The organism is Pseudomonas putida (assembly GCF_050990305.1).
Taxonomy (GTDB): domain Bacteria; phylum Pseudomonadota; class Gammaproteobacteria; order Pseudomonadales; family Pseudomonadaceae; genus Aquipseudomonas; species Aquipseudomonas putida_AH.
Map to the genome: position 1 here is coordinate 1,996,499 of NZ_CP158817.1, position 25,324 is coordinate 2,021,822.

Here is a 25,324-nt window from a genome sequence, read left to right on the forward strand (position 1 = left end):
AAAACAAAATCAAAAAATCGCAGCCTTCGGCAGCTCCTACAAAAGTCAGCCTGTTTTTTGCAGGCAATAAAAAGCCCGACAACAGCATCGGGCGGGGATTGGCCAGGCAGGCCGGTAATTCGGTTTGGGCTGATTGCTTGGCATTCGCCAAATGCATTCACATTTTCCCTGAGGTTTCGCCAGCATAGCCTGTTAAACAAAAGCTGAAGCGATTTAGGGCGACTTTTCTAATGATTAATCCTATGAATGTCTCGACATGCAGTTGCGTGTTGCAGTCCTTCGTCCTACAGAAATGACCGCAAAGTCGCGTTTCAGCCCGCATTTTGGGCGATTGACAATTGTCGGAAATTCCGTGAAGGTGGCGTACCCAAATCAAACGGGCGTATGAATTGAGCGTTTGTTTACACAGCGCTCCTACAGAATCCCGACGATCGCGTTGGCGGGTGTGCCAGGTGGATAGGCGTAGCATCGACGATTGACGTCCCTGCCCAGCCATTCGCCTGCGTCCGACGTGTACTGTTCAGCTTCCATATCGTGGAGATCAGTTGATGATTTACGAAGGTAAAGCCATCACGGTTAAGGCTCTTGAAAGTGGCATCGTCGAACTGAAGTTCGACCTCAAGGGTGAGTCCGTCAACAAGTTCAACCGTCTAACCCTGAACGAATTGCGTCAGGCTGTAGACACCATCAAGGCAGATGCTTCGATCAAGGGTGTGATCGTCAGCAGTGGCAAGGACGTGTTCATCGTTGGCGCCGACATCACCGAATTTGTCGACAATTTCAAGCTGCCGGATGCAGAGCTTGTGGCTGGCAACCTCGAAGCCAACAGGATTTTCAGCGATTTCGAAGACCTCAATGTCCCGACTGTTGCCGCGATCAATGGCATCGCATTGGGTGGCGGTCTGGAAATGTGCCTGGCGGCGGACTACCGCGTCATGTCCACCAAGGCCAAGATCGGCCTGCCGGAAGTCAAGCTGGGCATCTACCCGGGCTTTGGCGGTACCGTGCGCCTGCCGCGCCTGATCGGTGCTGACAATGCCATCGAGTGGATTGCCGCCGGCAAGGAAAACCGTCCTGAAGACGCGCTGAAAGTCGGTGCCGTCGATGCCGTGGTAGCCCCTGAAAAGCTGCAGGATGCTGCGCTGGAACTGATCAAGCGCGCCAATTCCGGTGAGTTTGATTACAAAGCCAAGCGTCAGCCGAAGCTCGAAAAACTCAAGCTGAACGCTATCGAACAAATGATGGCTTTCGAAACCGCCAAAGGTTTTGTGGCTGGCCAGGCTGGCCCGAACTACCCGGCCCCGGTTGAAGCCATCAAGACTATCCAGAAGGCCGCGAACTTCGGTCGTGACAAGGCGCTGGAAGTCGAAGCGGCAGGTTTCGTGAAACTGGCCAAGACCTCTGCTGCGCAGAGCCTGGTGGGTCTGTTCCTGAACGATCAGGAGCTGAAGAAAAAGGCCAAGGCGTACGACGAAATCGCCAAAGACGTGAAGCAGGCTGCTGTATTGGGTGCCGGCATCATGGGGGGTGGCATTGCCTATCAGTCGGCTTCCAAAGGCACGCCGATCCTGATGAAGGACATCAACGAGCACGGTATCGAGCAGGGTCTGGCCGAAGCCGCCAAACTGCTGGTTGGTCGCGTTGATAAAGGCCGCATGACCGCCGCGAAAATGGCAGAAGTGCTCAACGGCATTCGTCCAACCCTGTCCTACGGTGACTTCGGTCACGTCGACCTGGTGGTTGAAGCGGTCGTCGAGAACCCGAAGGTCAAGCAAGCCGTTCTGGCCGAAGTCGAAGCTCAGGTCAAAGAAGGCACCATCCTGGCCTCGAACACCTCGACCATTTCCATCAGCTTGCTGGCCAAGGCGCTCAAGCACCCGGAAAACTTCGTCGGCATGCACTTCTTCAACCCGGTGCACATGATGCCGCTGGTGGAAGTGATCCGTGGCGAGAAGTCCAGCGAGCTGGCAGTTGCCACCACCGTTGCCTACGCCAAGAAAATGGGCAAGAACCCGATTGTGGTCAACGACTGCCCAGGCTTCCTGGTCAACCGCGTACTGTTCCCGTACTTCGGCGGTTTCGCCAAGCTGGTCAGCGCCGGTGTGGACTTCGTCCGTATCGACAAGGTCATGGAAAAATTCGGCTGGCCAATGGGCCCGGCCTACCTGATGGACGTGGTCGGCATCGACACCGGTCACCACGGTCGTGACGTGATGGCTGAAGGCTTCCCGGAGCGTATGAAAGACGACCGCCGTTCGGCTGTGGACGTGCTCTACGAAGCCAAGCGCCTGGGCCAGAAGAACGGCAAGGGCTTCTACGCCTACGAGACCGACAAGCGCGGCAAGCAGAAGAAAGTCGCCGATCCGTCGGTGCTGGAAGTGCTCAAGCCAATCGTCTTTGAACAGCGCGAAGTCACTGACGAAGACATCATCAACTGGATGATGATCCCGCTGTGCCTGGAAACCGTGCGTTGCCTGGAAGATGGCATCGTTGAAACTGCTGCCGAAGCCGACATGGGTCTGGTCTACGGTATCGGTTTCCCTCCATTCCGTGGCGGTGCGCTGCGTTACATCGATTCGATCGGTGTTGCAGCGTTCGTTGCCCTGGCTGACCAGTACGCTGATTTGGGCGCGCTGTACCACCCGACCGCGAAGCTGCGTGAAATGGCCAAAAACGGTCAGAGCTTCTTCGGTTAAGCGCCCCCAACTAGAGTGAGAGTGAACTTATGAGCTTGAATCCTAGAGACGTCGTGATTGTCGACTTCGGTCGTACTCCGATGGGCCGCTCCAAGGGCGGCATGCACCGTAACACCCGCGCTGAAGACATGTCCGCGCACCTGATCAGCAAACTGCTGGAACGTAACGTCAAGGTTGACCCGAACGAAGTCGAGGACGTGATCTGGGGCTGCGTGAACCAGACCCTCGAGCAGGGTTGGAACATCGCGCGCATGGCGTCGCTGATGACCCAGATCCCGCATACTTCGGCCGGCCAGACCGTCAGCCGTCTGTGTGGCTCGTCGATGAGTGCGCTGCACACCGCCGCGCAAGCGATCATGACCGGCAACGGTGACGTATTCGTCGTCGGCGGCGTCGAGCACATGGGGCACGTGAGCATGATGCACGGTGTCGATCCGAACCCGCACATGTCCCTGTACGCGGCGAAAGCCTCGGGCATGATGGGTCTGACCGCTGAGATGCTGGGTAAAATGCACGGCATCACTCGTGAGCAACAGGACGCTTTCGGCATGCGCTCCCACCAACTCGCTCACAAGGCGACCGTGGAAGGCAAGTTCAAAGACGAAATCATCCCGATGCAAGGCTACGATGAGAATGGTTTCCTGAAACTGTTCGACTACGACGAAACCATTCGTCCGGAAACCACCCTGGAAAGCCTGGCGACTTTGAAGCCAGCGTTTAACCCGAAGGGCGGTACCGTGACTGCCGGTACTTCGTCGCAGATCACCGACGGTGCTTCGTGCATGATCGTGATGTCGGCGCAACGTGCACAGGACCTGGGCATCCAGCCTATGGCGGTGATTCGCTCGATGGCGGTGGCAGGTGTGGATCCGGCGATCATGGGCTATGGTCCAGTACCGGCCACACAAAAAGCATTGAAGCGCGCGGGTCTTGGCATCAACGATATCGACTTCTTTGAGCTCAACGAAGCTTTCGCCGCACAGGCCCTGCCGGTGTTGAAAGATCTGAAAGTGCTCGACAAGATGAACGAGAAGGTTAACCTGCACGGCGGCGCGATCGCCCTGGGTCACCCGTTCGGTTGCTCAGGTGCCCGTATCTCCGGCACTTTGCTCAATGTGATGAAGCAAAATGGCGGCACCTTCGGGGTAGCCACCATGTGCATTGGTCTCGGCCAAGGCATCTCCACCGTCTTCGAACGCGTTTAAGCGTTTCGTTGACGGAAGCCGGGGCCAAGTGCCCCGGTTTTTGTTTTTCCGGATTTATTTTGTTTTTATTTTGAAAAAATTTGAGTGAGGGCCGAAGCATGCCGATACAACCTGGGCTCTACCAACACTACAAAGGGCCGCAGTACCGTGTGTTCAGTGTCGCGCGGCATTCGGAAACCGAGGAAGAAGTGGTCTTTTACCAAGCCCTGTATGGCGATTACGGCTTTTGGGTGCGTCCCTTGAGCATGTTCCTGGAGTCGGTCGAAGTTGACGGCGAACAGGTCCCACGCTTTGCTTTGGTGCAAGCCGAAGAGAGCCTTTTTACCAAGCCATAAGCTGAGTGCGCGCATAACCCTGCGCTTGACCTCACCTTGTTGCCACTATATATAGCGGTGCCGCGTCAGGCGCCAACCGCCTTTCACTTCTAGAATTCAGGAATTTTCTGATCCATGGGCAAATCGCTGGTCATTGTGGAATCCCCGGCTAAGGCCAAGACCATCAACAAGTATTTGGGCAACGAATACGTGGTGAAGTCGAGTATCGGCCATATCCGAGACCTGCCCACCAGCGGTTCGGCTAGCGCCAGCAAAGAGCCAGCCGCCAAGCGCGGCAAGGCTGCTGCAGGTGAAGCGCCGGCACTGTCGCCGAAAGAAAAGGCGCGCAAGCAGCTGGTCGCTCGCATGGGGGTCGATCCCGATCATGGCTGGAAAGCCAAGTATGAGATCCTTCCGGGCAAGGAAAAGGTCATCGAAGAGCTGCGCCGGCTCGCCAAAGATGCTGACACCATCTATCTCGCAACCGACTTGGACCGCGAGGGGGAAGCCATTGCCTGGCACCTGCGCGAAGCCATCGGTGGTGATGACAGCCGCTACAAGCGCGTGGTGTTCAACGAAATCACCAAGAAGGCGATCCAGGAAGCGTTCTCCCAGCCAGGCGAGCTGGACATCGACCGTGTCAACGCCCAACAGGCGCGTCGTTTCCTCGACCGCGTGGTGGGATACATGGTTTCGCCACTGCTGTGGGCCAAGATCGCACGTGGCCTGTCTGCTGGCCGTGTGCAATCGGTAGCCGTAAAGCTGGTGGTCGAGCGTGAGCGTGAAATCCGCGCGTTCATCCCGGAAGAATACTGGGAAGTCCACGCTGACCTGGGCACAGCCAAAGGCGCCACCGTACGTTTCGACGTCGCTCGCGAGAAAGGCGAGGCCTTCAAGCCGTTGAACGAAGCCCAGGCCATGGCCGCGCTGGAGAAGCTCAAGGCTTCCAGCTACAGCATCGTCAAGCGTGAAGACAAGCCGACCAGCAGCAAGCCATCGGCACCGTTTATCACCTCCACCCTGCAGCAGGCCGCGAGTAACCGCCTGGGCTTCGGTGTGAAGAAGACCATGATGATGGCCCAGCGTCTGTATGAAGCAGGCTACATCACCTATATGCGTACCGACTCCACCAACCTCTCGGCCGATGCCGTGGCGATGGCGCGTACCTATATTGAAGGCGAGTTCGGCAAGAAGTACCTGCCGGACACCCCGAACGTCTACAGCAGCAAAGAAGGCGCACAAGAGGCTCACGAAGCGATTCGTCCGTCTGACGCCAACACCGAGCCAAGCAAGCTGTCGGGCATGGAGCGCGACGCAGAGCGGCTGTACGAGCTGATCTGGCGCCAGTTCCTCGCTTGCCAGATGCTGCCGGCGCAATACCTGTCGACCACTGTCACCGTTGGTGCCGGCGACTTCGAGCTGCGCGCCAAGGGCCGTATCCTCAAGTTCGACGGTTACACCCGTGTCATGCCGCAAATCGCCAAGCCTGGGGATGATGATGTATTGCCGGACATGGCCCAAGGCGACGCGATGAAGCTGATCAAGCTTGATCCGACCCAGCACTTCACCAAGCCGCCGGCGCGTTACTCGGAAGCCAGCCTGGTCAAGGAAATGGAAAAGCGCGGCATCGGTCGTCCTTCGACCTACGCGGCGATCATTTCCACCATCCAGGATCGCGGCTACGTGGCGCTGCACAACCGTCGTTTCTATTCGGAAAAGATGGGCGACATCGTCACCGAGCGTCTGTCCGAGAGCTTCTCCAACCTGATGGACTACGGCTTCACTGCCGGTATGGAAGAGCATCTCGATGACGTAGCGCAGGGCGAGCGCGACTGGAAAAACGTACTCGACGAGTTCTATGGCGACTTTAAGAAAAAACTCGAAGTGGCCGAGAGTCCGGACAACGGCATGCGTGCCAATCAGCCGGTGATGACCGATATTCCGTGCACAACCTGCGGCCGCCCGATGCAGATTCGTACTGCATCCACCGGTGTGTTCCTCGGTTGCTCGGGCTACAGCCTGCCGCCCAAAGAACGCTGCAAGGCCACCGTCAACCTGGTGCCGGGCGATGAAATCGCCGCGGACGACGAGGGTGAGTCGGAGTCGCTGGTGCTGCGTGGCAAGCATCGCTGCCCAATCTGCAGCACGGCGATGGACGCTTACCTGCTGGATGAGAAGCGCAAGCTGCACATCTGCGGTAACAACCCGGATTGCGATGGCTACGAAATCGAAGAGGGTGTGTATCGCATCAAGGGCTATGAAGGTCCGAGCCTGGAATGCGACAAATGTGGCAGCGAGATGCAGCTCAAGACGGGTCGTTTCGGCAAGTTCTTCGGTTGCACCAACGCGACTTGCAAGAACACCCGCAAACTGCTGAAAAGTGGTGATGCGGCGCCGCCGAAGATGGATCCGGTGAAGATGCCTGAGCTGAAATGCGAAAAGGTCAACGACACCTACATCCTGCGCGACGGGGCTTCCGGCCTGTTCCTGGCGGCCAGCCAGTTCCCGAAAAACCGCGAGACCCGTGCTCCGTTGGTGATGGAGATCATCCCGCACAAGGATGAGATCGATCCGAAGTACCACTTCCTGTGCGAAGCACCGAAGAAAGATCCGGACGGTCTTCCAGCCGTGATCCGTTACAGCCGCAAGACCAAAGAGCAATACGTACAGTCGGAAGTCGACGGTAAGCCGACAGGCTGGAAAGCGTATTACGATGGTGGCAAGTGGACCGTTGAAGACAAGCGTCCCGCCGCGAAGTCCTGACAGGTCCTGAACAGAAAAGGCCGCATGGAAACCTTCGGGTTTTCATGCGGCCTTTTTGTTTTGGGCTTGCGGTCGAGTCGGGTGATCCACGACACTGTCAGACCTGCGTGAAGCATCATTTCGTTGTGGAGGCTGCCGTCATGGCCCACGAACTTTATACCCGCACCAATCAGAAGATTTATTTCGCTGGCCTGTCGTTGGAAGCACTCGCCAGGGCCGAAGAGGGGCGGGCGATGAATTCCCTGGCGCTGATTCAGGCTGGCCGCGAATCGGCATTGTTTCACCTGTACGGGGCGCTGCTGGGGCTGTGCCATGAAATCGCCGGTTTTTATCGCTTGCCTCAGGCCAATGCGTCCCGGGCCGAATCGCTGTTGACTCGCGAAGTACTGGAAAGCATCGCGATTCCTGAAATGGCCGAGATGGTCGAGCTGGCCAATAACCCGGAAACCTGGCTGGCCAAGCTGCTGGCGGCTCATACCGCGCTGTTTCAACCACCGCGGGTGCCGCACAAACCCAAGGGTGACGTGACGCAACCGCTGATTCAGGCCGTAAACCTGGATGAAGTAGAGGCACCTCAAGAGCTGAGTCGAGAGGAGCTGGAGAGCTGGCGTCAGAACCTCAAGAGTCTGGCAATTCGGTTTCGCGAAGGTTTGAACGAGTGCTAAGCGCATAAAGATATCGGAATCTGCTTTTTAGCTCTTCAGGGATGAAGTATGCCGACGGTTTTGCACAACAAAAAACTGCGCCAGCTGATTGAGCAATGTGGCGCTCGTGTCGAGGCGGCCACAAACGCGGCTGATTTGCTTGATGTGATCAAGCAATTAAGGTCATTTGGCGGCGCGCTGGCGTACGACAACTCGACCCCAAAGTTGTTTGTGTATGTTGGTTTGGCTTTGGTAGTCGCGACATTCCTTTTTGTGCCGTTCATCGTGCTGGGCATTGCCTTCTTGATAGGTGGCTGGCTGGTGATGGAGAACAGATCGGGTGCGATCGAGGCGCTTTCCAGAGGCATCGTCCACAAATCATCGTTGTTTACCCATGGGTTGACGGAACGTTTCAAGCCCGACGTGAAGGTGCTCGAGAGTTTGGCTGGTGAGTTCAAGGATTTCCGCAGGGGTTCCTATAGCCGGACGATCATGAGAACCGTGCAGGGCGTTTACCCGGGTGCAGTTCATGAGTTGTCCTTCAGCTATCAGAGCTTGCAATACGTTGATCGGGAAACCTATATGGTCAACGTGCCGGATGGCGCGGGTGGTACCAAGGAAGAAACCAGAACACGAGATCTTGAATTTTCCCGTTTCAGTCTGGTGCTTGATTTTCCTTGGGTCAGAAATGTGGCCGTGCGCGGCGACCAGCATCGGGCTGTGGATCTTGAGGAGTCACTGGATACAGCCTCCAATGAATTCAACAAGGCTTTTTGCCTGACAGGGGCGACCCGGATGGCCTGCGCTGTTTTTGCAAAGCCTGCGACTGTGCTGCATCTCCTGCAACTTCGTCAGCAACTCAGTGCTGTCAATCTTGAATTCTCAGAGCAGGGCCGTCTGTGCCTTGGTTTCAGCGACCCCGAGTTATTGGCATCAGCCGCAACCGATGGCTTCAATGATTTGCAGGCCTTGGAGCGGCATGTTGAGGCGGGGATTCGTATGCCTCGCCTGGATCTTTTACTTTCGTGGGTGCATCGCCTGGCTGAGCTGCATGACGACAACTTTGCACTTCCACCCAAATCTTTGAAAAGCATGGAGCATTAAGTGATGGGATTGCTATTGGTTATCGCGGCGATAGTCGGGTTCTTCTTCTGGATCTGTTACAACCGCATCATTGGGCGTCATAACCGGGCTCAACGAGCCTGGGCCGATGTCCTTGTCTATGAGCGTCAGAAAACCAGGGTGCTTGATTTGCTTGAGCAGCAAGTCATGAGTTTCAAAGAGTACGAAGGCGCGCTGCTGGAAAAGATCACGGGGCTGCGCTCGGCCATTGGAAAGTTGCCACAAGAAGCCAATGGTGATGCTCTCGCGCCGGTGCAGAAAGGGACTCGGGATTTGATAGCAGGATTGACCGTGGCATTTGAGGCTTACCCAGAGCTCAAGTCCAGCGAGCTGGTTAACAGCTTCATGCGGGAAATAACCGAGCAGCAAGAAAATATCGGTGCAGCCATCACGATCTTCAATGGCGCGGTAGAGGAGTTCAATAACTCCATTCAGATGTTTCCTAACTCCTTCGTTAACAGCTGCTTTAACAAAAAGTCGGTGATCGTTCCATTTTCCGACTCCCAAGCCTCAACGGCCTTTGAGTACAAGCCGAATTTTTGAAAGGTATGGAACGGTAGGTGCGTCGGGCTGGGAGTGATCGCAGGAGATTTCTTGTTACGGCTGGTTGATTACCGTTCCTCAAGATCCCGAGCGAAGCTTGGCCGATGCCTATATAATCCCGGCCTTTCGTGGAGAACAGACCTTTATGCCAACGTCCTTTCTAGAAATTGTCGAGTTACCAGACGGCCGTATCGAGCTGCGCAGGGCTGAGGACGAGGGTTCTCTGGTTACTTTGGATTTCTCCGAGGACGCCAAAGCGTTTCTGCAAGGCCAGCACGTTGAAGTCGCCAAAGCGATGTTGAGCGTCGGCGTTCAGATGGCCGGACGCCTGGTTGAGGGTGAATTCGACAAGGAAGAGGGGTCGCGGGTTCTTCATTGATACCCGTCTGTCGCTTTTTTCGAGCTCTTCTGTAGATCGGCTTCTCATCCTTGGAGAAGCCTTGCACGGTGCAGCGCGCGTCGTACCTGTTAACCCAATCGAATATTCAAGCTTTGTGCATCCCCGGTCCGGGCGGCGCCGATGAGCTGTTGCCGCGAGGCTGTGCTTAGCGGGTTGAGCCAACTGACGACAGTGTGACTGCGTCCGAGTCGAAGGGCTTCGCAGGTCAGTTGCTGGGCGCTCTGGGTGCCGCGCGGTTGCAGCAGCAGGATGCGTTCGCGATTCAGGCCGGCGTCCCTCAGCCAGGCCTGGGTGAGGCTGGCGGGTGGGGCAATCAATGTCAGCCAGCGCGCATCCTGGTCCTGGCTCAGCTCCCTGAGGATTGGCGCCAGAAGGTTCAAGCAGTTCCCGGCTGCACCACGCAGAGACAACTCACTGAAGACCTCGGGTTCGGCGCTCCAGGGCGACTCGACCACTTCATTCAGAATCGGTGCCATCGGTTGCGCGAGGAATGCCTCGAACAGCAACGGCAGTTGGGCTTGCTGTGATGTGTGTGGGAACTGCATAAAGCCTCCTTTAGCGGCGAATGACGCCGACACTCAAGCCTTCGATCACCAGTTCCTGATCTTTAAGGTTCACTTCGATAGGGGCAAATTCAGGGTTTTCGGCAATCAGCCAGACTTTGCTGCCATCACGCTTGAAACGTTTGACGGTCACTTCGTCGCCGATCCGGGCAACCACGATTTGGCCATTACGCGCCTCGCGGGTGGTATGCACGGCCAGCAGGTCGCCATCGAAAATGCCAACATCCTTCATGCTCATGCCGTGCACTCGTAGCAGGTAGTCGGCGCGCGGATGAAAGAATGATGGATTGATGTTGCAGGACTCTTCTACGTGCTGCTGGGCGAGGATCGGTGCACCGGCTGCCACTCGGCCAATAATGGGCAGGCTGGTGTCATCGGCCTTGGCTTCGAAGCCGGGGATGCGAATGCCGCGGGAAGCACCGGGCGTCATCTCGATTGCGCCCTTGCGGGCCAGCGCCTTGAGGTGCTCTTCTGCCGCGTTAGGCGATTTGAAACCCAATTCCTGAGCGATTTCCGCGCGGGTCGGCGGGTAGCCGTTGTCTTCCAGGCATCGTTTGATGAAGGCCAGAATCTCGGCTTGGCGTGGCGTCAGCTTTAGCATATTGATCGCTCTGTTTTTTTATACAGTGACTGGGATTATATACAGTGAAAGCGTCTTGGCAATGCCCGTTTTTTTGCAGTCCGCCAGACGGTCGATCCTCCTTATGATTGAAGCTTTGCAGTTGTATGATTAAATGTCTGACCGACCATTCGCAAAACGGACTGCCAGACTTGACAAGGCACAGGCTGAAACGTATGTTTCAAACAAGTGTTTGTCAGGCGGAGTAGCCATGGCCCAGTCGGAAACCGTTGAACGCATTCTTGATGCTGCCGAGCAATTGTTCGCGGAAAAAGGTTTCGCTGAAACCTCGTTGCGTCTGATCACCAGCAAGGCCGGCGTCAATCTGGCGGCGGTGAACTATCACTTCGGGTCAAAAAAGGCGCTGATTCAAGCGGTCTTTTCGCGTTTTCTCGGGCCGTTCTGCATCAGTCTCGACAAGGAGCTGGAGCGACGCCAGGCCAAGCCTGAAATCAAGCCCACGCTCGAAGAGCTGCTGGAAATCCTCGTCGAGCAGGCGTTGGTGGTGCAGCCGCGCAGTGGTAACGATCTGTCTATCTTCATGCGATTGCTGGGGCTGGCTTTCAGCCAGAGCCAGGGGCATTTGCGTCGTTATCTGGAAGACATGTACGGCAAGGTGTTCCGTCGCTACATGATGTTGGTCAACGAAGCTGCCCCCCGTATTCCACCCATCGAACTGTTCTGGCGCGTGCACTTCATGCTGGGTGCGGCCGCGTTCAGCATGTCCGGTATCAAAGCCTTGCGTGCGATTGCCGAAACCGATTTCGGGGTGAACACGTCCATCGAACAAGTCATGCGTTTGATGGTGCCGTTCCTCGCGGCCGGCATGCGTGCCGAAACCGGCGTCACCGACACGGCCATGGCCACCGCGCAACTGCGTCCGCGCAGCAAGTCGACACCGGTTGCCGCCAAGGTTTGACCGCTCACGGGTGGGCGCGGCAGCTGACATCCGTTAAGCTAGCCGCCCATGCCGACTTTCGTTCTGAATCCGACTCCCATTGAAATCGCCATTCTGCCGGGCACTGCCCACGGCGGCGAATTTTTGCGTGTCGGGTTTATCGTAATCAAGGAATCTCTATGACTGCTGGCCTGCAAGGCTCGTTGATGGTGGACGTCGCCGGTACCTGGCTGACGGCCGAAGATCGCCAATTGTTGCGCCAACCCGAAGTGGGCGGCCTGATCATTTTTGCGCGCAATATCGAGCATCCGCGTCAGGTGCGCGAATTGAGCGCGGCGATCCGTGCCGTTCGCCCCGATCTTTTGCTGGCGGTCGATCAGGAAGGCGGGCGGGTTCAGCGCCTGCGTCAGGGCTTTGTGCGGCTGCCGGCCATGCGTGCCATTGCCGACAACCCCAATGCCGAATACCTGGCCGAGCAGTGCGGCTGGATCATGGCCACTGAGGTGTTGGCTGTTGGTCTGGATTTGAGCTTTGCTCCGGTCCTGGACCTCGATTACCAGCGTAGCGCTGTGGTGGGTACCCGCTCGTTCGAAGGCGATCCCGAGCGTGCCGCGCTGTTGGCCGGTGCGTTCATTCGCGGCATGAACAGCGCCGGCATGGCTGCCACCGGCAAGCATTTCCCCGGGCATGGTTGGGCTGAGGCGGATTCCCACGTGGCAATCCCGAATGACGAGCGTAGTCTCGACGAAATCCGCGCCAATGACCTGGTGCCGTTCGCCAGATTGAGTAAGCAACTGGCGGCAGTCATGCCGGCCCACGTGATCTATCCGCAAGTCGACGCCCAGCCTGCCGGCTTCTCTCGCCGCTGGTTGCAGGACATCCTGCGTGGTGAGCTGCAATTTGACGGTGTGATTTTCAGCGATGACTTGTCCATGGCCGGTGCTCACGTGGTGGGCGATGCCGCCAGTCGCATCGAGGCCGCACTGACCGCAGGTTGCGACATGGGCCTGGTGTGCAACGACCGCGCGGCCGCCGAACTGGCCCTGAGTGCCGCTCAGCGCTTGAAGGTCAAGCCGTCGGCACGCATCGCGCGGATGCGCGGGCAGTCGTTTGCCAGTACCGATTACCGTCAAGATCCGCGCTGGCTGGCTGCCGTCGGCGCGCTCAAAGAAGCTCAATTGATTGATTAAGGACTGTTCGTTATGACGGTTTACGCGATTATCGGTGGTACCGGTCTGACTCAACTGGAAGGTCTGAGCATTCGTCAGTCGTTGGCGGTCGACACGCCTTATGGTGCCCCCTCGGCCGACGTGCAGATCGGCGAGTACGCTGGCAAGGAAGTCTTGTTCCTTGCCCGTCACGGCCATCCACACCGTTTTCCGCCGCACCAGGTGAACTACCGCGCCAACCTCTGGGCGCTGAAGCAGGCCGGCGCCGAGGCGATTCTCGCGGTGAACGCTGTGGGTGGAATTCATGCCGCGATGGGGACCGGACATTTCTGCGTGCCTCATCAGTTGATCGACTACACCAGCGGTCGCCAGCACACTTATTTTGCCGACGATCTGGAACAGGTGACGCACATCGATTTCAGCTACCCCTACAGCGAGTCGTTGCGTCAGCAATTGATCGCGGCGCTGGCGGCTGAAGGCGTTGGTTACAGCTCACACGGCGTCTATGCCTGTACTCAGGGGCCACGCCTGGAAACTGTCGCCGAGATCGCCCGCCTGGAACGCGACGGTTGCGACATCGTCGGCATGACCGGAATGCCGGAGGCGGCATTGGCCCGGGAGCTGGAGCTGGATTACGCCTGCCTGGCGCTGGTGGTGAATCCGGCGGCAGGCAAATCGACGGCGGTGATTACCATGGCCGAGATCGAACAGGCGTTGCATGATGGGATGGGCAAGGTGAAGTCGACGTTGGCGCGGGTGCTCAAGGGCTGAGCCAGGTTTTGAACCGAGCCGTGGTCTTCGCGGGCAAGCCTCGCTCCTACAGGGCTTGAGTCGATCACAGCAATTGTGATCAACATGAAATCTGTAGGAGCGAGGCTTGCCCGCGAAAGCAATTTGCCAGGCTCCGCAGCTCTCAGCGCTTCTCTAGCTTATCCGGCAACGGCGCAAACAACGCCTCGATATCATCGCTCTGCAGCTTCCAGTCCCCGGCCTGGCGTCCATCCAGTACGCCGGCCGCAAGATCGGATTTCTCCTTCTGTAAGAGCTGAATCTTCTCTTCCACCGTGCCGCGCGCGATCAGTTTATAGACGAACACCGGTTTTTCCTGACCGATGCGGTAGGCGCGGTCAGTCGCCTGATTTTCCGTTGCCGGGTTCCACCACGGGTCGTAGTGAATCACGGTGTCGGCTTCCGTCAGGTTCAGCCCGACACCGCCGGCTTTAAGGCTGATCAGAAAGATCTGACGCTTGCCGCTTTGAAAGTCCCTTACCGGCGTGCGCCGATCGCGGGTCTGTCCGGTCAGTATTGCGTAGGCCACACTGCGTTTGTTCAATTCATCTTCAATCAACGAAAGCATTGAAGTGAACTGTGAGAACAACAGGATTCGCCGGCCTTCTTCGAGCAATTCTTCGAGCATCTCCATCAGGCTGTCGAGCTTGCCCGATGTACTCCCCCGCGCAGGCAGGGTGGTGTCGTTGACCAGGCGCAAATCGCAACACACCTGACGCAGTTTCAGCAGCGCCTCAAGGATGATGATCTGGCTGCGGGCCACGCCCTTGCGCGTAATCTCGTCGCGGACTTTTTTGTCCATGGCCAGGCGCATGGTTTCGTACACGTCGCGCTGGGCTTCGTTGAGTTCCACCCAATGGATGATTTCGGTTTTTGGCGGCAGTTCGGTGGCCACCTGTTCCTTGGTCCGACGCAACAGGAAGGGCTTGATCCGACCGTTCAGATGCTGAAGTCGTACTTCGCTGGTGCGTTTTTCAATCGGTACGCGGTAATCGCGGTTGAAGCTTTTCACGTCACCGAGCCAGCCAGGGAGCAGGAAGTGAAACAGCGACCACAGTTCGCCCAAGTGATTTTCCAGTGGTGTGCCACTCAGGCACAAACGCTGGCGGGCGTTCAGTTCGCGGGCGGCCTGGGCGGCCTTGCTGCTTGGGTTCTTGATGTACTGAGCTTCATCCAGTACCAGTATGTGCAACGGCTGCTTGGCCAGACGCTCGACATCCTTGGGCAGCAATGCGTAGGTGGTCAGGATCAGGTCGTAATCCGCCAGGTTCTCGAAATGCTTTTTGCGACTGGCACCATATAACGCCAGCACTTTGAGTTGCGGCGTGAAGTGAGCCGCTTCGTCGAGCCAGTTGGGGATCAGGCTGGTCGGCATGATCACCATGCAGGGGCGATCGAGGCGTCCGGCGTTTTTTTCGCTGAGAACATGGGCCAGGGTTTGCAAGGTTTTACCCAGACCCATGTCGTCCGCGAGAATCCCGCCAACCTCCAGCTGGCGCAGCGACTGCATCCAGCTCAAACCTTCCAGCTGATAGGGGCGCAGTGTTGCGTTCAGGCCTTCCGGCACGCTGGCGGTGTAATCCTTGATGTCGCGCAGGCGTTGGGCAAAGGTACGGATCTGTTCGCCGCCTTCCCAGAGCAGCGGCAGGTCTTCCAGCGGATTCAGGCGCGTGGCGTCGGCCTTGCTCAGGCGTAGCGTGGTTTCGCCGGGCTCTTGCAGGTAGAACTCGCCAAGGGTCGCCAGCACGGGTTTCAGGCGTCCGAAGGGCAGGGCGACTTGCAAGGGACCATGCTCGGAATTTGGTCGATTGGGGATGTTCACCAGGATCAGTTCGTCGTCGCGGCGTCGGGCCAGGCGTTCCGGGTTGAGGATCTCGGTGTGCGAGCGCATCAGGTTCAGCAGGATCGGCAGCAGGCTTAGCCGTTCGCCATTGACGATGATCCCCAGTTCCAGATCGAACCAGTCACGTTCCGGCGCTTGTTCGACGGTGGCGTACCAGTCGTCCACCGCGGTGAGGTCGAAGCCGAAGTCCTCGTTGATCTGTAGTTCCCAGCCTTGGGTGCGCAGCTTCGGCAGCTCGTTCAGGGTGAACGTCAGCCAGGCGCTGTCGTTGACCATCTCGAACAGTTCACCCGCGCTTTCCGGCAAGGCTTTGCTTTGCCGCGTGGCTATTTTGAAGCCGAGGATGCGTAGCTGTTCCCGGTAGGACTGTTCCACTTCCGGGTGACGTTTTATCCGAAGCGTCTGTGTCTCCTGACGGATCAGGATGTCGCTGTTTTTCTGCCCGGAAACGTATTCATCCAAATAGCTGAACGACAACGCTGCACGGTGCTGGATATAGCGTTGCATCCGACCATTGCGCGGCTCGAAGGCGCTGAATTCGATGCTCGCCAGCCACAGGCGCGGAACCGGTTGCACGTTGTCCACCAGCACTTGCGGTGGCGCTTTCGCGCTACGGTTCTCCAGTACGGCCTGGAGTTTTTCCAGAAGCTCGGCGTCTTTGGCGGCTGCGGGGTAGGCGAGGGTTTCTTGCACTTGCAGCAGTACCGCCGCGCAATGTTTGCAGTTGCTGTGGACCGGGCAGGAGCAGGTGGCGTCGATCATCAGCAACGTGCCTTTGGCCGACTCCCGCAAGCGAATGGTCTGACGGTAAACATTGCCGCCAGAGCCTTCGCAGGCGGCGGTGATCGTAGCGTCGCCGGCCTCGACGATCCTGACGCGATTCTCCAGTGCGTAGCGGCGGCCACGCTCCAGGCTCTGTTCTTTGAATCGGCTGACCCAGGAAGGTGCCAGGGGTTTGCTCAGGGTCGCTGACATAAGGACTCAATCAGTCCGGAATTTCTTCGGGGGCTGGCCGAGGCGCAGGGGCGGTCAACGAAGTGATCTTGATCAGTAGGCCGAGATGGCCTGCATCGAGGAAGTTCAGCTGCCCGTTTTTGGTATGGCTTTCAGTCTTCAGGCGCTCACTGGCAGTGACCAAGCCGTCGGTGTTGATCTGGTTGACCCAGAAGTCCGCGTCAACATCGGTGAACCGCCCCAGTTTCATGCTCAGTGTGCCCTCAATGGGAAACTGGCCAAATTGTTCCTTGCCGTCGCTGATCGCGACCTTGGTGGCTTCTTCACCAAGGTTCTGCTGCCATGCCTTGTGCAGCAAGACCTCGTATTCATTGCTGGCCGTGAGCTTTTCCACTTCGCCGTTGAGGCTTGGGGTGCGCAGGCTGTCGGGGCTGATGCGTTGAGCGCCGGCCGCCCAGTCTTCCGGTGCGGCACGGCTGACAATCGCCGGTACGGCATTTTGCCGTACCAGGATCATTTCAATCTGATACAGGTCATCGGCAAAAACCGATGGGGTGACCAACGTCATTATCAACACGGTCAGGGAGCGAAACAGGCGCATGCGGCGTCCTTCAAGCAGTTTTCGGAATGAGGCGCTCGAACAGCGCCTCTACAGTATTAAAGCGCTCTTCCGGGCGCTCCATCGGAACCATGAATTTGAACATCGTGGCGCCTTCGAATTTGTAGCGTTTTGGTTGGCCCTGGATCAGCTTGATCAGGGTCAGTGGATCTACTGGGGTCTGTGCCGCGAACTCGACTCGACCGCCCTGTGGACCGCCGTCGACTTTCTTGATGCCCAGCAGCTCGGCCTGCAATTTCAGGGCGGTGATGCGCATCAGGTTCTTGGTCGGCTCTGGCAACAGGCCGAAACGATCGATCATCTCCACCTGCAGATCCTTGAGGCCTTCCTCGTCGGTGGCCGAGGCGATGCGCTTGTAGAGAATCAGCCGTGCATGAACATCCGGCAGATAGTCTTCGGGAATCAGTGCCGGTACGCGCAGGTTGACTTCCGGGCCTCCGCCCAGCGGTTGATCGAGGTTTGGTTGTTCGCCCTTGCGGATCGACTTGACCGCGCGCTCAAGCATTTCCATATAAAGCGTGAAACCGACGGCCTGGATCTGCCCACTTTGTCCGTCGCCGAGCAGTTCGCCGGCGCCGCGGATTTCCAGGTCGTTGGTGGCGAGCACGAAGCCAGCGCCGAGGTCCTGGGTATTGGCGATCGCTTCCAGGCGCTTCTCTGCGTCCGGGGTAATTTGCTGGCGCGGTGGTGTCAGCAGGTACGCGTAGGCCTGGTGGTGACTGCGTCCGACCCGGCCACGCAATTGGTGCAACTGCGCCAAGCCGAACTTGTCGGCGCGTTCGATGATGATGGTGTTGGCGCTCGGCACGTCGATGCCGGTTTCGATGATGGTCGAGGCGATCAGTACGTTGAAGCGCTTGTGGTAGAAGTCGCTCATCACCTGTTCGAGTTCGCGTTCACGCATCTGCCCGTGGCCGATGCCAATCCGCGCTTCCGGCACCAATTCGGCGAGGTCGGCGGCGCATTTCTCGATGGTCTTCACATCGTTGTGCAGGTAATAAACCTGGCCGCCACGCAGCAACTCACGCAGCAGTGCTTCCTTGACCGTGCTTTTGTTCTGCTCCATGACGAACGTGCGCACGGACAGGCGACGGGCCGGCGGCGTGGCGATGATCGACAGGTCGCGCATGCCCGACACCGCCATGTTCAGTGTGCGCGGAATCGGCGTGGCGGTCAGGGTCAGGATGTCGACTTCGCTGCGCAGGGCCTTGAGCTGTTCTTTTTGACGAACGCCGAAACGGTGCTCCTCGTCGATGATCACCAGGCCCAGGTTTTTGATTTTTACATCGTCCTGCAACAGCTTGTGCGTGCCGATGACGATATCGATCTTGCCTTCGGCCAGGTCGGCGACTGCAGCGTTTACTTCCTTGGCCGACTTGAAGCGGCTCATCACTTCCACGGTCACCGGCCAGTCGGCGAAGCGATCACGGAAGCTGTTGTAGTGTTGCTGGGCGAGCAGGGTAGTCGGCACCAGAATGGCGACCTGACGACCGCCATGCACGGCGATGAAGGCCGCGCGCATCGCCACTTCGGTCTTGCCGAAGCCGACGTCGCCGCACACCAGGCGATCCATCGGTTTCGCTGCGAGCATGTCTTCGCGCACGGCTTCGATGGTGGTTTGCTGGTCGGGGGTTTCTTCGAACGGGAAGCCAGCGCTGAACGTGGCGTAGTCGGCTTTCGGGTCGGCGAAGGCATAACCTTCGCGGGCAGCGCGACGGGCATAGATATCGAGCAATTCCGCCGCCACATCGCGCACCTGTTCGGCGGCCTTGCGCTTGGCTTTCTGCCAGGTCTCGGAGCCCAGGCGGTGCAGTGGGGCCAGTGTATCGTCGCTGCCGGTATAGCGGGCGATCAAATGCAGGTTGGCCACCGGTACGTAGAGCTTGGCGCCCTCTGCGTATTCCAGGGCGAGGAATTCGGCGGTCTGGTTGTCGATTTCCAGCGTCGCGAGGCCCAGGTAGCGACCGACACCATGATCGATATGCACCACCGGCGCGCCTTCGCGCAGCTCGGTGAGGTTCTTGATGACCGCATCGTTGTTGGCGTCGGCGCGTTTCTCGCGGCGACGCCGCTGCATCACACGCTGGCCGAACAGCGGGCTTTCGGCAACCAGTGCCAGGGCCGGATCGTCCAGCAGCAGGCCTTCGTCCAGCGGCGCGATGGTGATCGCCAGGCGCTCCTTGCCAGCGACGAAGTCCGGCCAGCTGTCGACGGTCTTGGGTCGCAGTTTCAATCGTTCCAACAGTTCCAGCAGCACTTCGCGTCGGCCAGCGGATTCGGCGGTAAACAGTACGCGCCCAGGGAACTGGTCGAGGAAGCCCGACAGGGCCGCCAACGGCTGGGTGGCCTTGGCTTCGATGGCCAGGTTCGGCAGTTCCCGCGCGGGGAAACGTTCACGGCCGGAGCCGGTTTCCACGTCCTGTTGACTGGCCACCACTCGCGGCCAGTTCTTCAGGCGCGCGAAGCAGTCTTCCACCGGCAGGAACAGCTCGGCTGGCGGCAATAAAGGACGGGATGGATCGACACGGCGCTCTTCATAGCGATTGCGCACATCGTTCCAGAAGTTTTCCGCTGCTTGCTCGATACCCGGCAGGGAAAACACTTGGGTGTCCTGAGGCAGGTAATCGAACAGCGTCGAGGTGTCCTCGAAAAACAGCGGCAGGTAGTACTCGATGCCGGCCGGGGTAATGCCGCTGTTCAGGTCTTGGAAGATCGGGCAACGACGGAAGTCGACATCGAAGCGCTCGCGAAACCGCGCCTTAAAGCGAGTGACGGCTTCTTTTTCCAGCGGGAATTCCTTGGCCGGCAGCAGCTTGACCGAGTCGACTTTGTCGATGGAGCGCTGGTTCTCCGGGTCGAACGTACGCAGGGTTTCGATTTCGTCGTCGAACAGGTCGATGCGATAGGGCAACTTGCTGCCCATCGGGAACAGATCGATCAGCGAGCCGCGCACGGTGAATTCGCCATGCTCGTACACGGTATCGACATAGCGATATCCGGTGGCTTCAAGCCGGGTGCGCATCTGCTCGACATCGAGTGTCTGGCCGACGTCCAGCACCAGGCTGCTGCCGAGCAGGAATTTGGTCGGCGCCAGGCGGTGCAGGGCGGTGGTGATCGGCACCACCAAAACGCCATGGCTCAGCTCCGGTAACCGATACAGCGCGGAAATTCGCTGGGAAATGATGTCCTGGTGCGGCGAAAACAGATCGTAGGGCAGGGTTTCCCAGTCGGGGAAATGCAGCACAGGCAAATCCGGGGCGAAGAAACTCAGCTCCTGCTCCAGCCGTTCGGCGCTTTGGCTGTCGGCGGTCAGCAGCAGGGTAAAGCGCTTGGCAGCGCTGGCGGCCTCGGCGATGGCCAGGCTCAGGGAGGCACCGGGCAGGTTGCCCCAATGCTGTTTACCTGCCGCGGCAGGGAGGTGCGGTAGACGCAGAACGGGCACGGAAGGTTGAGCTCCAAGCGTTGCGACAAAGTCGGTAATTGTAGCGGTCTACGATGCCGGCTGTCAGTTGCAGATGTGTCTATTACGCTGCTGAAGCGAAATGTAGTGGTAATGACAAAATCGGGCGGTTTTTTAGCGAAAATTATTGATTATGTAGTGGTAAAACGAGTCGGTGTTACGGATGGTTACGGACAAGGTAGCGCTGCCTCCAAAAAATTGACGAGGCTGGAACCCCCGGTTTCATTGGGCTTCAGAGAGGCGTGATTTTTTTGAGTGGGGATTTGTTACGGCAATTGCGACAAGCGCGCATTGCTACACGGGGCGTGCGGCGGCATAATGTAGCCCCTTTTTTCTGCCCCTACATGTGGAAGGTTCCCGTGACTCAGAAGCCCGACCAGTGTCTTGGTGAATGGATCGACCGTGAAGCACTCGCAGAAGCGATGATTCCGCTTATCGGTCAGCTCTACCGCAATAACAACGTGGTGAGCTCGATCTATGGCCGCAGCCTGATCAACCGCTCGGTGATTTCGATCCTCAAAGCACACCGCTTTGCCCGTCATCGCCAGACCGACGAAACCGAACTCTCCGTCCACGAGACATTCCCACTGCTCAAGGCCATGAGCGAGCTGAAACTGGGCGCCGCTTCGGTTGACCTGGGCAAGCTGGCCAACAAGTTCAAGCAAGAAGGCAACGGCCGCAGCGCCGAGCAGTTCGTGCGTGAAGAAATGGCCGACGTGGTAGGCCAGCAGAACGCTTCCGCCCGCAAAGGCACCGACGTTGTCCTGTATGGCTTCGGTCGTATCGGTCGTCTGCTGGCGCGCATCCTGATCGAGAAAACCGGTGGTGGCGACGGTCTGCGTCTGCGTGCCATCGTTGTCCGCAAGGGCGCCGAGAATGATCTGGTCAAGCGCGCGAGCCTGCTGCGTCGTGACTCGGTACATGGTCCGTTCGATGGCACCATCACCATTGATGAAGCCAACAACACCATCACCGCCAACGGCAACCTGATCCAGGTGATCTACGCCAAGAGCCCGAGCGAAGTCGACTACACCCAGTACGGCATCGAAAACGCTCTGATCGTCGACAATACCGGTGTATGGCGTGACGCTGATGGCCTGGGCCAGCACCTGGCCTGCCCGGGCGCTGCCCGCGTGATCCTCACCGCACCTGGCAAGGGCGCGCTGAAGAACATCGTTCACGGCATCAACCACGGCGACATCACCCCTGACGACAAGATCATCTCGGCGGCGTCCTGCACCACCAACGCCATTGTGCCGGTGCTCAAGGCCGTCAACGACCAGTACGGCATCGTCAACGGCCACGTCGAAACCGTTCACTCGTTCACCAACGACCAGAACCTGATCGACAACTTCCACAAAGGCAGCCGTCGTGGCCGCGCCGCGCCGCTGAACATGGTTATCACCGAGACCGGTGCCGCCACCGCAGCTGCCAAGGCGCTGCCAGTGCTCAAGGGCAAGCTGACCGGCAATGCGATTCGCGTACCTACGCCAAACGTGTCGATGGCCATCCTGAACCTGAACCTGGAAAAGGCCACCACCCGCGAAGAGATCAACGAGTACCTGCGCCAGATGGCCATGCACTCGGAACTGCACAAGCAGATCGACTACGTCTCCTCCCAGGAAGTGGTTTCCACCGACTTCGTTGGCTCGCGCCACGCAGGCGTTGTGGACGCTGAAGCGACCATTACCCAGGATAACCGCGTTGTACTGTACGTCTGGTACGACAACGAATTCGGTTACAGCTGCCAGGTGGTTCGCGTGATGGAAGACATGGCCGGTGTAAACCCGCCAGCATTCCCGCGCTAAGCCTTAGCCGCACATGAAAACGCCCCGACTTGTTCGGGGCGTTTTTGTTTGTGCGGTGTGCCGAACGCGGGGCGTTACACACCACAATTGAAATCACGCATAACCTGTAGGAGCCGGCTTGCTGGCGATGGCGGCGCATCGTCAAAATGGATGATGCCTGACACATCGCTATCGCCAGCAAGCCGGCTCCTACAGGGGTGATGCATAATGGCCGATCCTGGCGATTTCTCAGGGACTGCATGGGAGGCGTGGGACTTGTTGAGCTGGCGGCTGATTGGGATAGTTGTATTGGCAGGAGTTCTTTCAGGTTGCGGCAACGGCAATTCACTGGAAATCCTCGGCGGTCCGACCATGGGTAGCACCTGGTCAATCAAGTACATCCGACACGCGGGTCTACCCGCACCAGCGGTTGTCCGGGCCGAGGTCGAAACGATCCTGGCCGACGTCGACCGGCAACTCTCGACCTATCGCAGCGACTCCGATATCGAGCGCTTCAACCAATTGCCTGCCAACGCTTGCCGGAAAATGCCCTCGTCGGTCCTTGAGTTGGTCCGGGTCGGCGAGCAGTTGTCGTCACAAAGCGATGGGTCATTCGATTTGACCGTGGAGCCGCTGCTCAATCTCTGGGGCTTCGGTCCTCAGGCGCGCGAGGAAAAAGTTCCGACCGAGCAAGCGCTGGCCGAGGTACGGCGGCGTGTCGGACACAGGCACCTGCGCATCGAAGGTGACGATCTATGCAAGGACGCTGCTGTGGAAGTCGATTTCAACAGCATCGCCGCCGGCTACGCGGTCGATAAGATCGCTGTGAAGCTTGAGGCGATGGGAATTCACAATTACCTGGCCGAAGCCACAGGTGAGCTGAAGGCAGCGGGGAGGAAGCTCGATGGCTCGCCTTGGCGCATTGCCCTGGAGGAACCTCGCGACGATCAGCAAGTGGCCGAGCGTATTGTCGCCATCGACGGTTACGGCCTCTCCACCTCCGGCGACTACCGGAATTATTTCGTGCAGGGTGGCCAGCGTTTTTCCCACACCTTCGATGCCCGCACCGGTGCGCCAATCTCGAACGCCCTGGCGTCGGTCACGGTGATTCATCCTTCGGCGTTGATGGCCGATGGCTTGTCGACACTGTTGCTGATTCTCGGCCCCGAGCGCGGTTGGGATTACGCAGAAAAACACGATATCGGCGCATTTTTTGTGATTCGTGCCGATACAGGTTTCGTCACACGCACCAGTCACGCTTTTGATCGCCTCAGTGGCGGTCAAGCCGAGTGATTGCGGTGATCGTGCATTGAAAACTGGTGTTGTAGTGCAGGCAAAAGTAGCCTACGACGCGACCAAGGGTTAATGTGCGCGGCGTTGACGCTTCTATAGACTGTGTCCGGGTTCTGCATTGGCCCCAAATTGTTCCTTCACGCCACAGACCGGCGTGATTTAGCCGCAGGTGCCGAGGGTGCCGCGGCCTGTTCTGAGGAGTACGCATGGCTGTCTACAACTACGACGTGGTGGTGTTGGGTTCCGGCCCGGCGGGAGAAGGCGCGGCAATGAACGCCGCCAAAGCAGGGCGCAAGGTGGCGATGGTCGATAGCCGTCGTCAGGTCGGCGGCAACTGCACCCACCTGGGTACCATCCCGTCCAAGGCACTGCGTCACTCGGTCCGGCAGATCATGCAGTTCAACACCAACCCGATGTTCCGGGCCATTGGTGAGCCGCGCTGGTTCTCGTTCCCGGACGTGCTGAAAAGCGCCGAGAAAGTTATCTCCAAACAAGTCGCCTCGCGCACCGGCTACTACGCCCGCAATCGCGTCGACGTGTTCTTCGGTACCGGCAGTTTCGCCGACGAGCAAACCATCGAAGTGGTTTGTGCCAATGGCGTGGTCGAAAAACTGGTGGCCAAGCACATCATCATCGCCACGGGTTCACGTCCGTATCGTCCGGCGGACATCGATTTCCATCACCCGCGTATCTACGATAGCGACACCATCCTCAGCCTCGGCCACACCCCGCGTAAGCTTATCGTTTACGGTGCCGGCGTGATCGGTTGCGAATACGCTTCGATCTTCAGCGGCCTGGGGGTTCTGGTCGAGCTGGTGGATAACCGCGGTCAGTTGCTGAGCTTCCTGGACTCGGAAATTTCCCAGGCCCTGAGTTACCACTTCAGTAACAACAACATCACGGTTCGCCACAACGAAGAGTACGACCGCGTTGAAGGCGTGGACAATGGCGTGATCCTGCACCTCAAGTCCGGCAAGAAAATCAAGGCCGATGCCTTGCTCTGGTGCAACGGCCGTACCGGTAACACCGATCAGTTGGGCCTGGAAAACATCGGCGTGAAGGTCAATAGCCGTGGTCAGATCGAAGTGGACGAGGCTTACCGCACCGCTATTCAGAACATCTACGGTGCCGGTGATGTAATTGGCTGGCCGAGCCTGGCCAGTGCCGCCCATGACCAGGGCCGTTCGGCCGCTGGCAGTATCGTCGACAACGGCAGCTGGCGCTTCGTCAATGACGTGCCAACCGGTATCTACACCATTCCGGAGATCAGTTCGATCGGCAAGAACGAGCAGGAACTGACCCAGGCCAAGGTGCCGTACGAAGTGGGCAAGGCGTTCTTCAAGAGCATGGCGCGAGCGCAGATCGCCGGCGAGCCGCAAGGCATGCTGAAGATCCTGTTCCACCGCGAAACCCTGGAAGTGCTGGGCGTGCACTGTTTCGGTTATCAGGCGTCGGAGATCGTGCACATTGGCCAGGCAATCATGAACCAGCCGGGCGAACTCAACACCCTGAAGTACTTCGTCAACACCACGTTTAACTACCCGACCATGGCCGAAGCCTATCGGGTCGCGGCGTACGACGGCCTCAACCGGCTTTTTTGAGCGGCTCCGGCCGGTGGCCTGAGCCGGCCGGGGAGACCGATT

Annotated in this window: 19 protein-coding genes; 14 read left to right on the plus strand and 5 right to left on the minus strand. The window is 58.4% G+C overall.

Annotation, left to right across the window (positions count from 1 at the left end):
* Window positions 1-548 precede the first annotated feature (548 nt).
* From fadB to ABTV22_RS09240, 8 genes are all read left to right on the plus strand, one after another.
* A complete protein-coding gene (gene fadB / locus ABTV22_RS09205; protein ID WP_433739558.1) occupies window positions 549-2,696 on the plus strand; it encodes a fatty acid oxidation complex subunit alpha FadB in 2,148 nt (715 codons plus the stop codon).
* Window positions 2,697-2,725: 29 nt separating this feature from the next.
* Entirely contained in the window at window positions 2,726-3,901 is a 1,176-nt protein-coding gene (gene fadA / locus ABTV22_RS09210; protein ID WP_433739560.1) for an acetyl-CoA C-acyltransferase FadA, read from the plus strand.
* Between the two features lie 98 nt (window positions 3,902-3,999).
* Window positions 4,000-4,236: a DUF1653 domain-containing protein gene (locus ABTV22_RS09215; protein WP_007986363.1), complete on the plus strand. Its 237-nt coding sequence runs from the start codon at window positions 4,000-4,002 to the stop codon at window positions 4,234-4,236.
* Between the two features lie 114 nt (window positions 4,237-4,350).
* Entirely contained in the window at window positions 4,351-6,978 is a 2,628-nt protein-coding gene (gene topA, locus ABTV22_RS09220; protein ID WP_433739562.1) for a type I DNA topoisomerase, read from the plus strand.
* 140 nt (window positions 6,979-7,118) lie between these two features.
* Window positions 7,119-7,643 (plus strand): DUF6586 family protein, encoded by a 525-nt coding sequence (locus tag ABTV22_RS09225; protein WP_433739564.1) that lies wholly within the window; start codon window positions 7,119-7,121, stop codon window positions 7,641-7,643.
* Between the two features lie 48 nt (window positions 7,644-7,691).
* Window positions 7,692-8,726, plus strand: a complete 1,035-nt coding sequence (locus ABTV22_RS09230; protein WP_433739566.1) for a hypothetical protein — start codon at window positions 7,692-7,694, stop codon at window positions 8,724-8,726.
* A gap of 3 nt (window positions 8,727-8,729) precedes the next feature.
* A complete protein-coding gene (locus ABTV22_RS09235) occupies window positions 8,730-9,287 on the plus strand; it encodes a LemA family protein (protein ID WP_433739568.1) in 558 nt (185 codons plus the stop codon).
* Between the two features lie 145 nt (window positions 9,288-9,432).
* Complete coding sequence (locus ABTV22_RS09240; RefSeq protein WP_046041430.1) at window positions 9,433-9,666, plus strand: hypothetical protein; 234 nt, start codon at window positions 9,433-9,435, stop codon at window positions 9,664-9,666.
* An 89-nt stretch (window positions 9,667-9,755) separates the two neighbouring features.
* Here ABTV22_RS09240 and sulA read toward each other — a convergent pair whose 3' ends face one another.
* Together sulA and lexA are read right to left on the minus strand one after the other, a co-directional pair.
* A complete protein-coding gene (gene sulA, locus ABTV22_RS09245; protein ID WP_433739570.1) occupies window positions 9,756-10,232 on the minus strand; it encodes an SOS-induced cell division inhibitor SulA in 477 nt (158 codons plus the stop codon).
* A 10-nt stretch (window positions 10,233-10,242) separates the two neighbouring features.
* On the minus strand, window positions 10,243-10,851 hold the full coding sequence (gene lexA, locus ABTV22_RS09250) for a transcriptional repressor LexA (protein WP_433739572.1): 609 nt from the start codon (window positions 10,849-10,851) through the stop codon (window positions 10,243-10,245).
* A 229-nt stretch (window positions 10,852-11,080) separates the two neighbouring features.
* Here lexA and ABTV22_RS09255 point away from each other — a divergent pair, with 229 nt between their 5' ends.
* The 3 genes from ABTV22_RS09255 to ABTV22_RS09265 all read left to right on the plus strand — a co-directional run bounded on the left by ABTV22_RS09255 (window position 11,081) and on the right by ABTV22_RS09265 (window position 13,707).
* Window positions 11,081-11,788 carry a TetR/AcrR family transcriptional regulator gene (locus ABTV22_RS09255; protein ID WP_175388277.1) on the plus strand — a complete coding sequence of 236 codons (708 nt, stop codon included), beginning with the start codon at window positions 11,081-11,083 and terminating at the stop codon, window positions 11,786-11,788.
* A 158-nt stretch (window positions 11,789-11,946) separates the two neighbouring features.
* Window positions 11,947-12,957: a beta-N-acetylhexosaminidase gene (gene nagZ, locus ABTV22_RS09260; RefSeq protein ID WP_433739574.1), complete on the plus strand. Its 1,011-nt coding sequence runs from the start codon at window positions 11,947-11,949 to the stop codon at window positions 12,955-12,957.
* Between the two features lie 12 nt (window positions 12,958-12,969).
* Complete coding sequence (locus ABTV22_RS09265) at window positions 12,970-13,707, plus strand: S-methyl-5'-thioinosine phosphorylase (RefSeq protein ID WP_433739576.1); 738 nt, start codon at window positions 12,970-12,972, stop codon at window positions 13,705-13,707.
* 142 nt (window positions 13,708-13,849) lie between these two features.
* On the opposite strand, the gene ABTV22_RS09270 is transcribed toward ABTV22_RS09265, so the two are convergent.
* The 3 genes from ABTV22_RS09270 to mfd are packed head-to-tail and all read right to left on the minus strand — an operon-like array spanning window position 13,850 to window position 20,583.
* Complete coding sequence (locus ABTV22_RS09270) at window positions 13,850-16,543, minus strand: SNF2-related protein (RefSeq protein WP_433739577.1); 2,694 nt, start codon at window positions 16,541-16,543, stop codon at window positions 13,850-13,852.
* A gap of 10 nt (window positions 16,544-16,553) precedes the next feature.
* Window positions 16,554-17,123 (minus strand): CsiV family protein, encoded by a 570-nt coding sequence (locus ABTV22_RS09275; RefSeq protein ID WP_433739579.1) that lies wholly within the window; start codon window positions 17,121-17,123, stop codon window positions 16,554-16,556.
* Between the two features lie 10 nt (window positions 17,124-17,133).
* Window positions 17,134-20,583: a transcription-repair coupling factor gene (gene mfd, locus ABTV22_RS09280; protein ID WP_433739581.1), complete on the minus strand. Its 3,450-nt coding sequence runs from the start codon at window positions 20,581-20,583 to the stop codon at window positions 17,134-17,136.
* A 362-nt stretch (window positions 20,584-20,945) separates the two neighbouring features.
* Here mfd and ABTV22_RS09285 point away from each other — a divergent pair, with 362 nt between their 5' ends.
* The 3 genes from ABTV22_RS09285 to sthA all read left to right on the plus strand — a co-directional run bounded on the left by ABTV22_RS09285 (window position 20,946) and on the right by sthA (window position 25,282).
* Window positions 20,946-22,409 (plus strand): glyceraldehyde-3-phosphate dehydrogenase, encoded by a 1,464-nt coding sequence (locus ABTV22_RS09285; RefSeq protein WP_433739583.1) that lies wholly within the window; start codon window positions 20,946-20,948, stop codon window positions 22,407-22,409.
* A 207-nt stretch (window positions 22,410-22,616) separates the two neighbouring features.
* Entirely contained in the window at window positions 22,617-23,681 is a 1,065-nt protein-coding gene (locus tag ABTV22_RS09290; protein ID WP_433739584.1) for an FAD:protein FMN transferase, read from the plus strand.
* 206 nt (window positions 23,682-23,887) lie between these two features.
* A complete protein-coding gene (sthA, locus tag ABTV22_RS09295; RefSeq protein WP_008064424.1) occupies window positions 23,888-25,282 on the plus strand; it encodes a Si-specific NAD(P)(+) transhydrogenase in 1,395 nt (464 codons plus the stop codon).
* Window positions 25,283-25,324 lie beyond the last annotated feature (42 nt).

Coding starts and splice junctions, on each gene's coding strand:
- nagZ (WP_433739574.1), top strand. CDS start 11,947: ATGACTGCTGGCCTGCAAGGCTCGTTGATGGTGGACGTCGCCGGTACC.
- lexA (WP_433739572.1), bottom strand. CDS start 10,851: ATGCTAAAGCTGACGCCACGCCAAGCCGAGATTCTGGCCTTCATCAAA.
- sthA (WP_008064424.1), top strand. CDS start 23,888: ATGGCTGTCTACAACTACGACGTGGTGGTGTTGGGTTCCGGCCCGGCG.
- ABTV22_RS09275 (WP_433739579.1), bottom strand. CDS start 17,123: ATGCGCCTGTTTCGCTCCCTGACCGTGTTGATAATGACGTTGGTCACC.
- ABTV22_RS09230 (WP_433739566.1), top strand. CDS start 7,692: ATGCCGACGGTTTTGCACAACAAAAAACTGCGCCAGCTGATTGAGCAA.
- ABTV22_RS09270 (WP_433739577.1), bottom strand. CDS start 16,543: ATGTCAGCGACCCTGAGCAAACCCCTGGCACCTTCCTGGGTCAGCCGA.
- ABTV22_RS09225 (WP_433739564.1), top strand. CDS start 7,119: ATGGCCCACGAACTTTATACCCGCACCAATCAGAAGATTTATTTCGCT.
- ABTV22_RS09215 (WP_007986363.1), top strand. CDS start 4,000: ATGCCGATACAACCTGGGCTCTACCAACACTACAAAGGGCCGCAGTAC.
- ABTV22_RS09235 (WP_433739568.1), top strand. CDS start 8,730: ATGGGATTGCTATTGGTTATCGCGGCGATAGTCGGGTTCTTCTTCTGG.
- ABTV22_RS09290 (WP_433739584.1), top strand. CDS start 22,617: ATGGCCGATCCTGGCGATTTCTCAGGGACTGCATGGGAGGCGTGGGAC.
- ABTV22_RS09265 (WP_433739576.1), top strand. CDS start 12,970: ATGACGGTTTACGCGATTATCGGTGGTACCGGTCTGACTCAACTGGAA.
- fadA (WP_433739560.1), top strand. CDS start 2,726: ATGAGCTTGAATCCTAGAGACGTCGTGATTGTCGACTTCGGTCGTACT.
- ABTV22_RS09255 (WP_175388277.1), top strand. CDS start 11,081: ATGGCCCAGTCGGAAACCGTTGAACGCATTCTTGATGCTGCCGAGCAA.
- sulA (WP_433739570.1), bottom strand. CDS start 10,232: ATGCAGTTCCCACACACATCACAGCAAGCCCAACTGCCGTTGCTGTTC.
- topA (WP_433739562.1), top strand. CDS start 4,351: ATGGGCAAATCGCTGGTCATTGTGGAATCCCCGGCTAAGGCCAAGACC.
- fadB (WP_433739558.1), top strand. CDS start 549: ATGATTTACGAAGGTAAAGCCATCACGGTTAAGGCTCTTGAAAGTGGC.
- ABTV22_RS09285 (WP_433739583.1), top strand. CDS start 20,946: ATGTGGAAGGTTCCCGTGACTCAGAAGCCCGACCAGTGTCTTGGTGAA.
- ABTV22_RS09240 (WP_046041430.1), top strand. CDS start 9,433: ATGCCAACGTCCTTTCTAGAAATTGTCGAGTTACCAGACGGCCGTATC.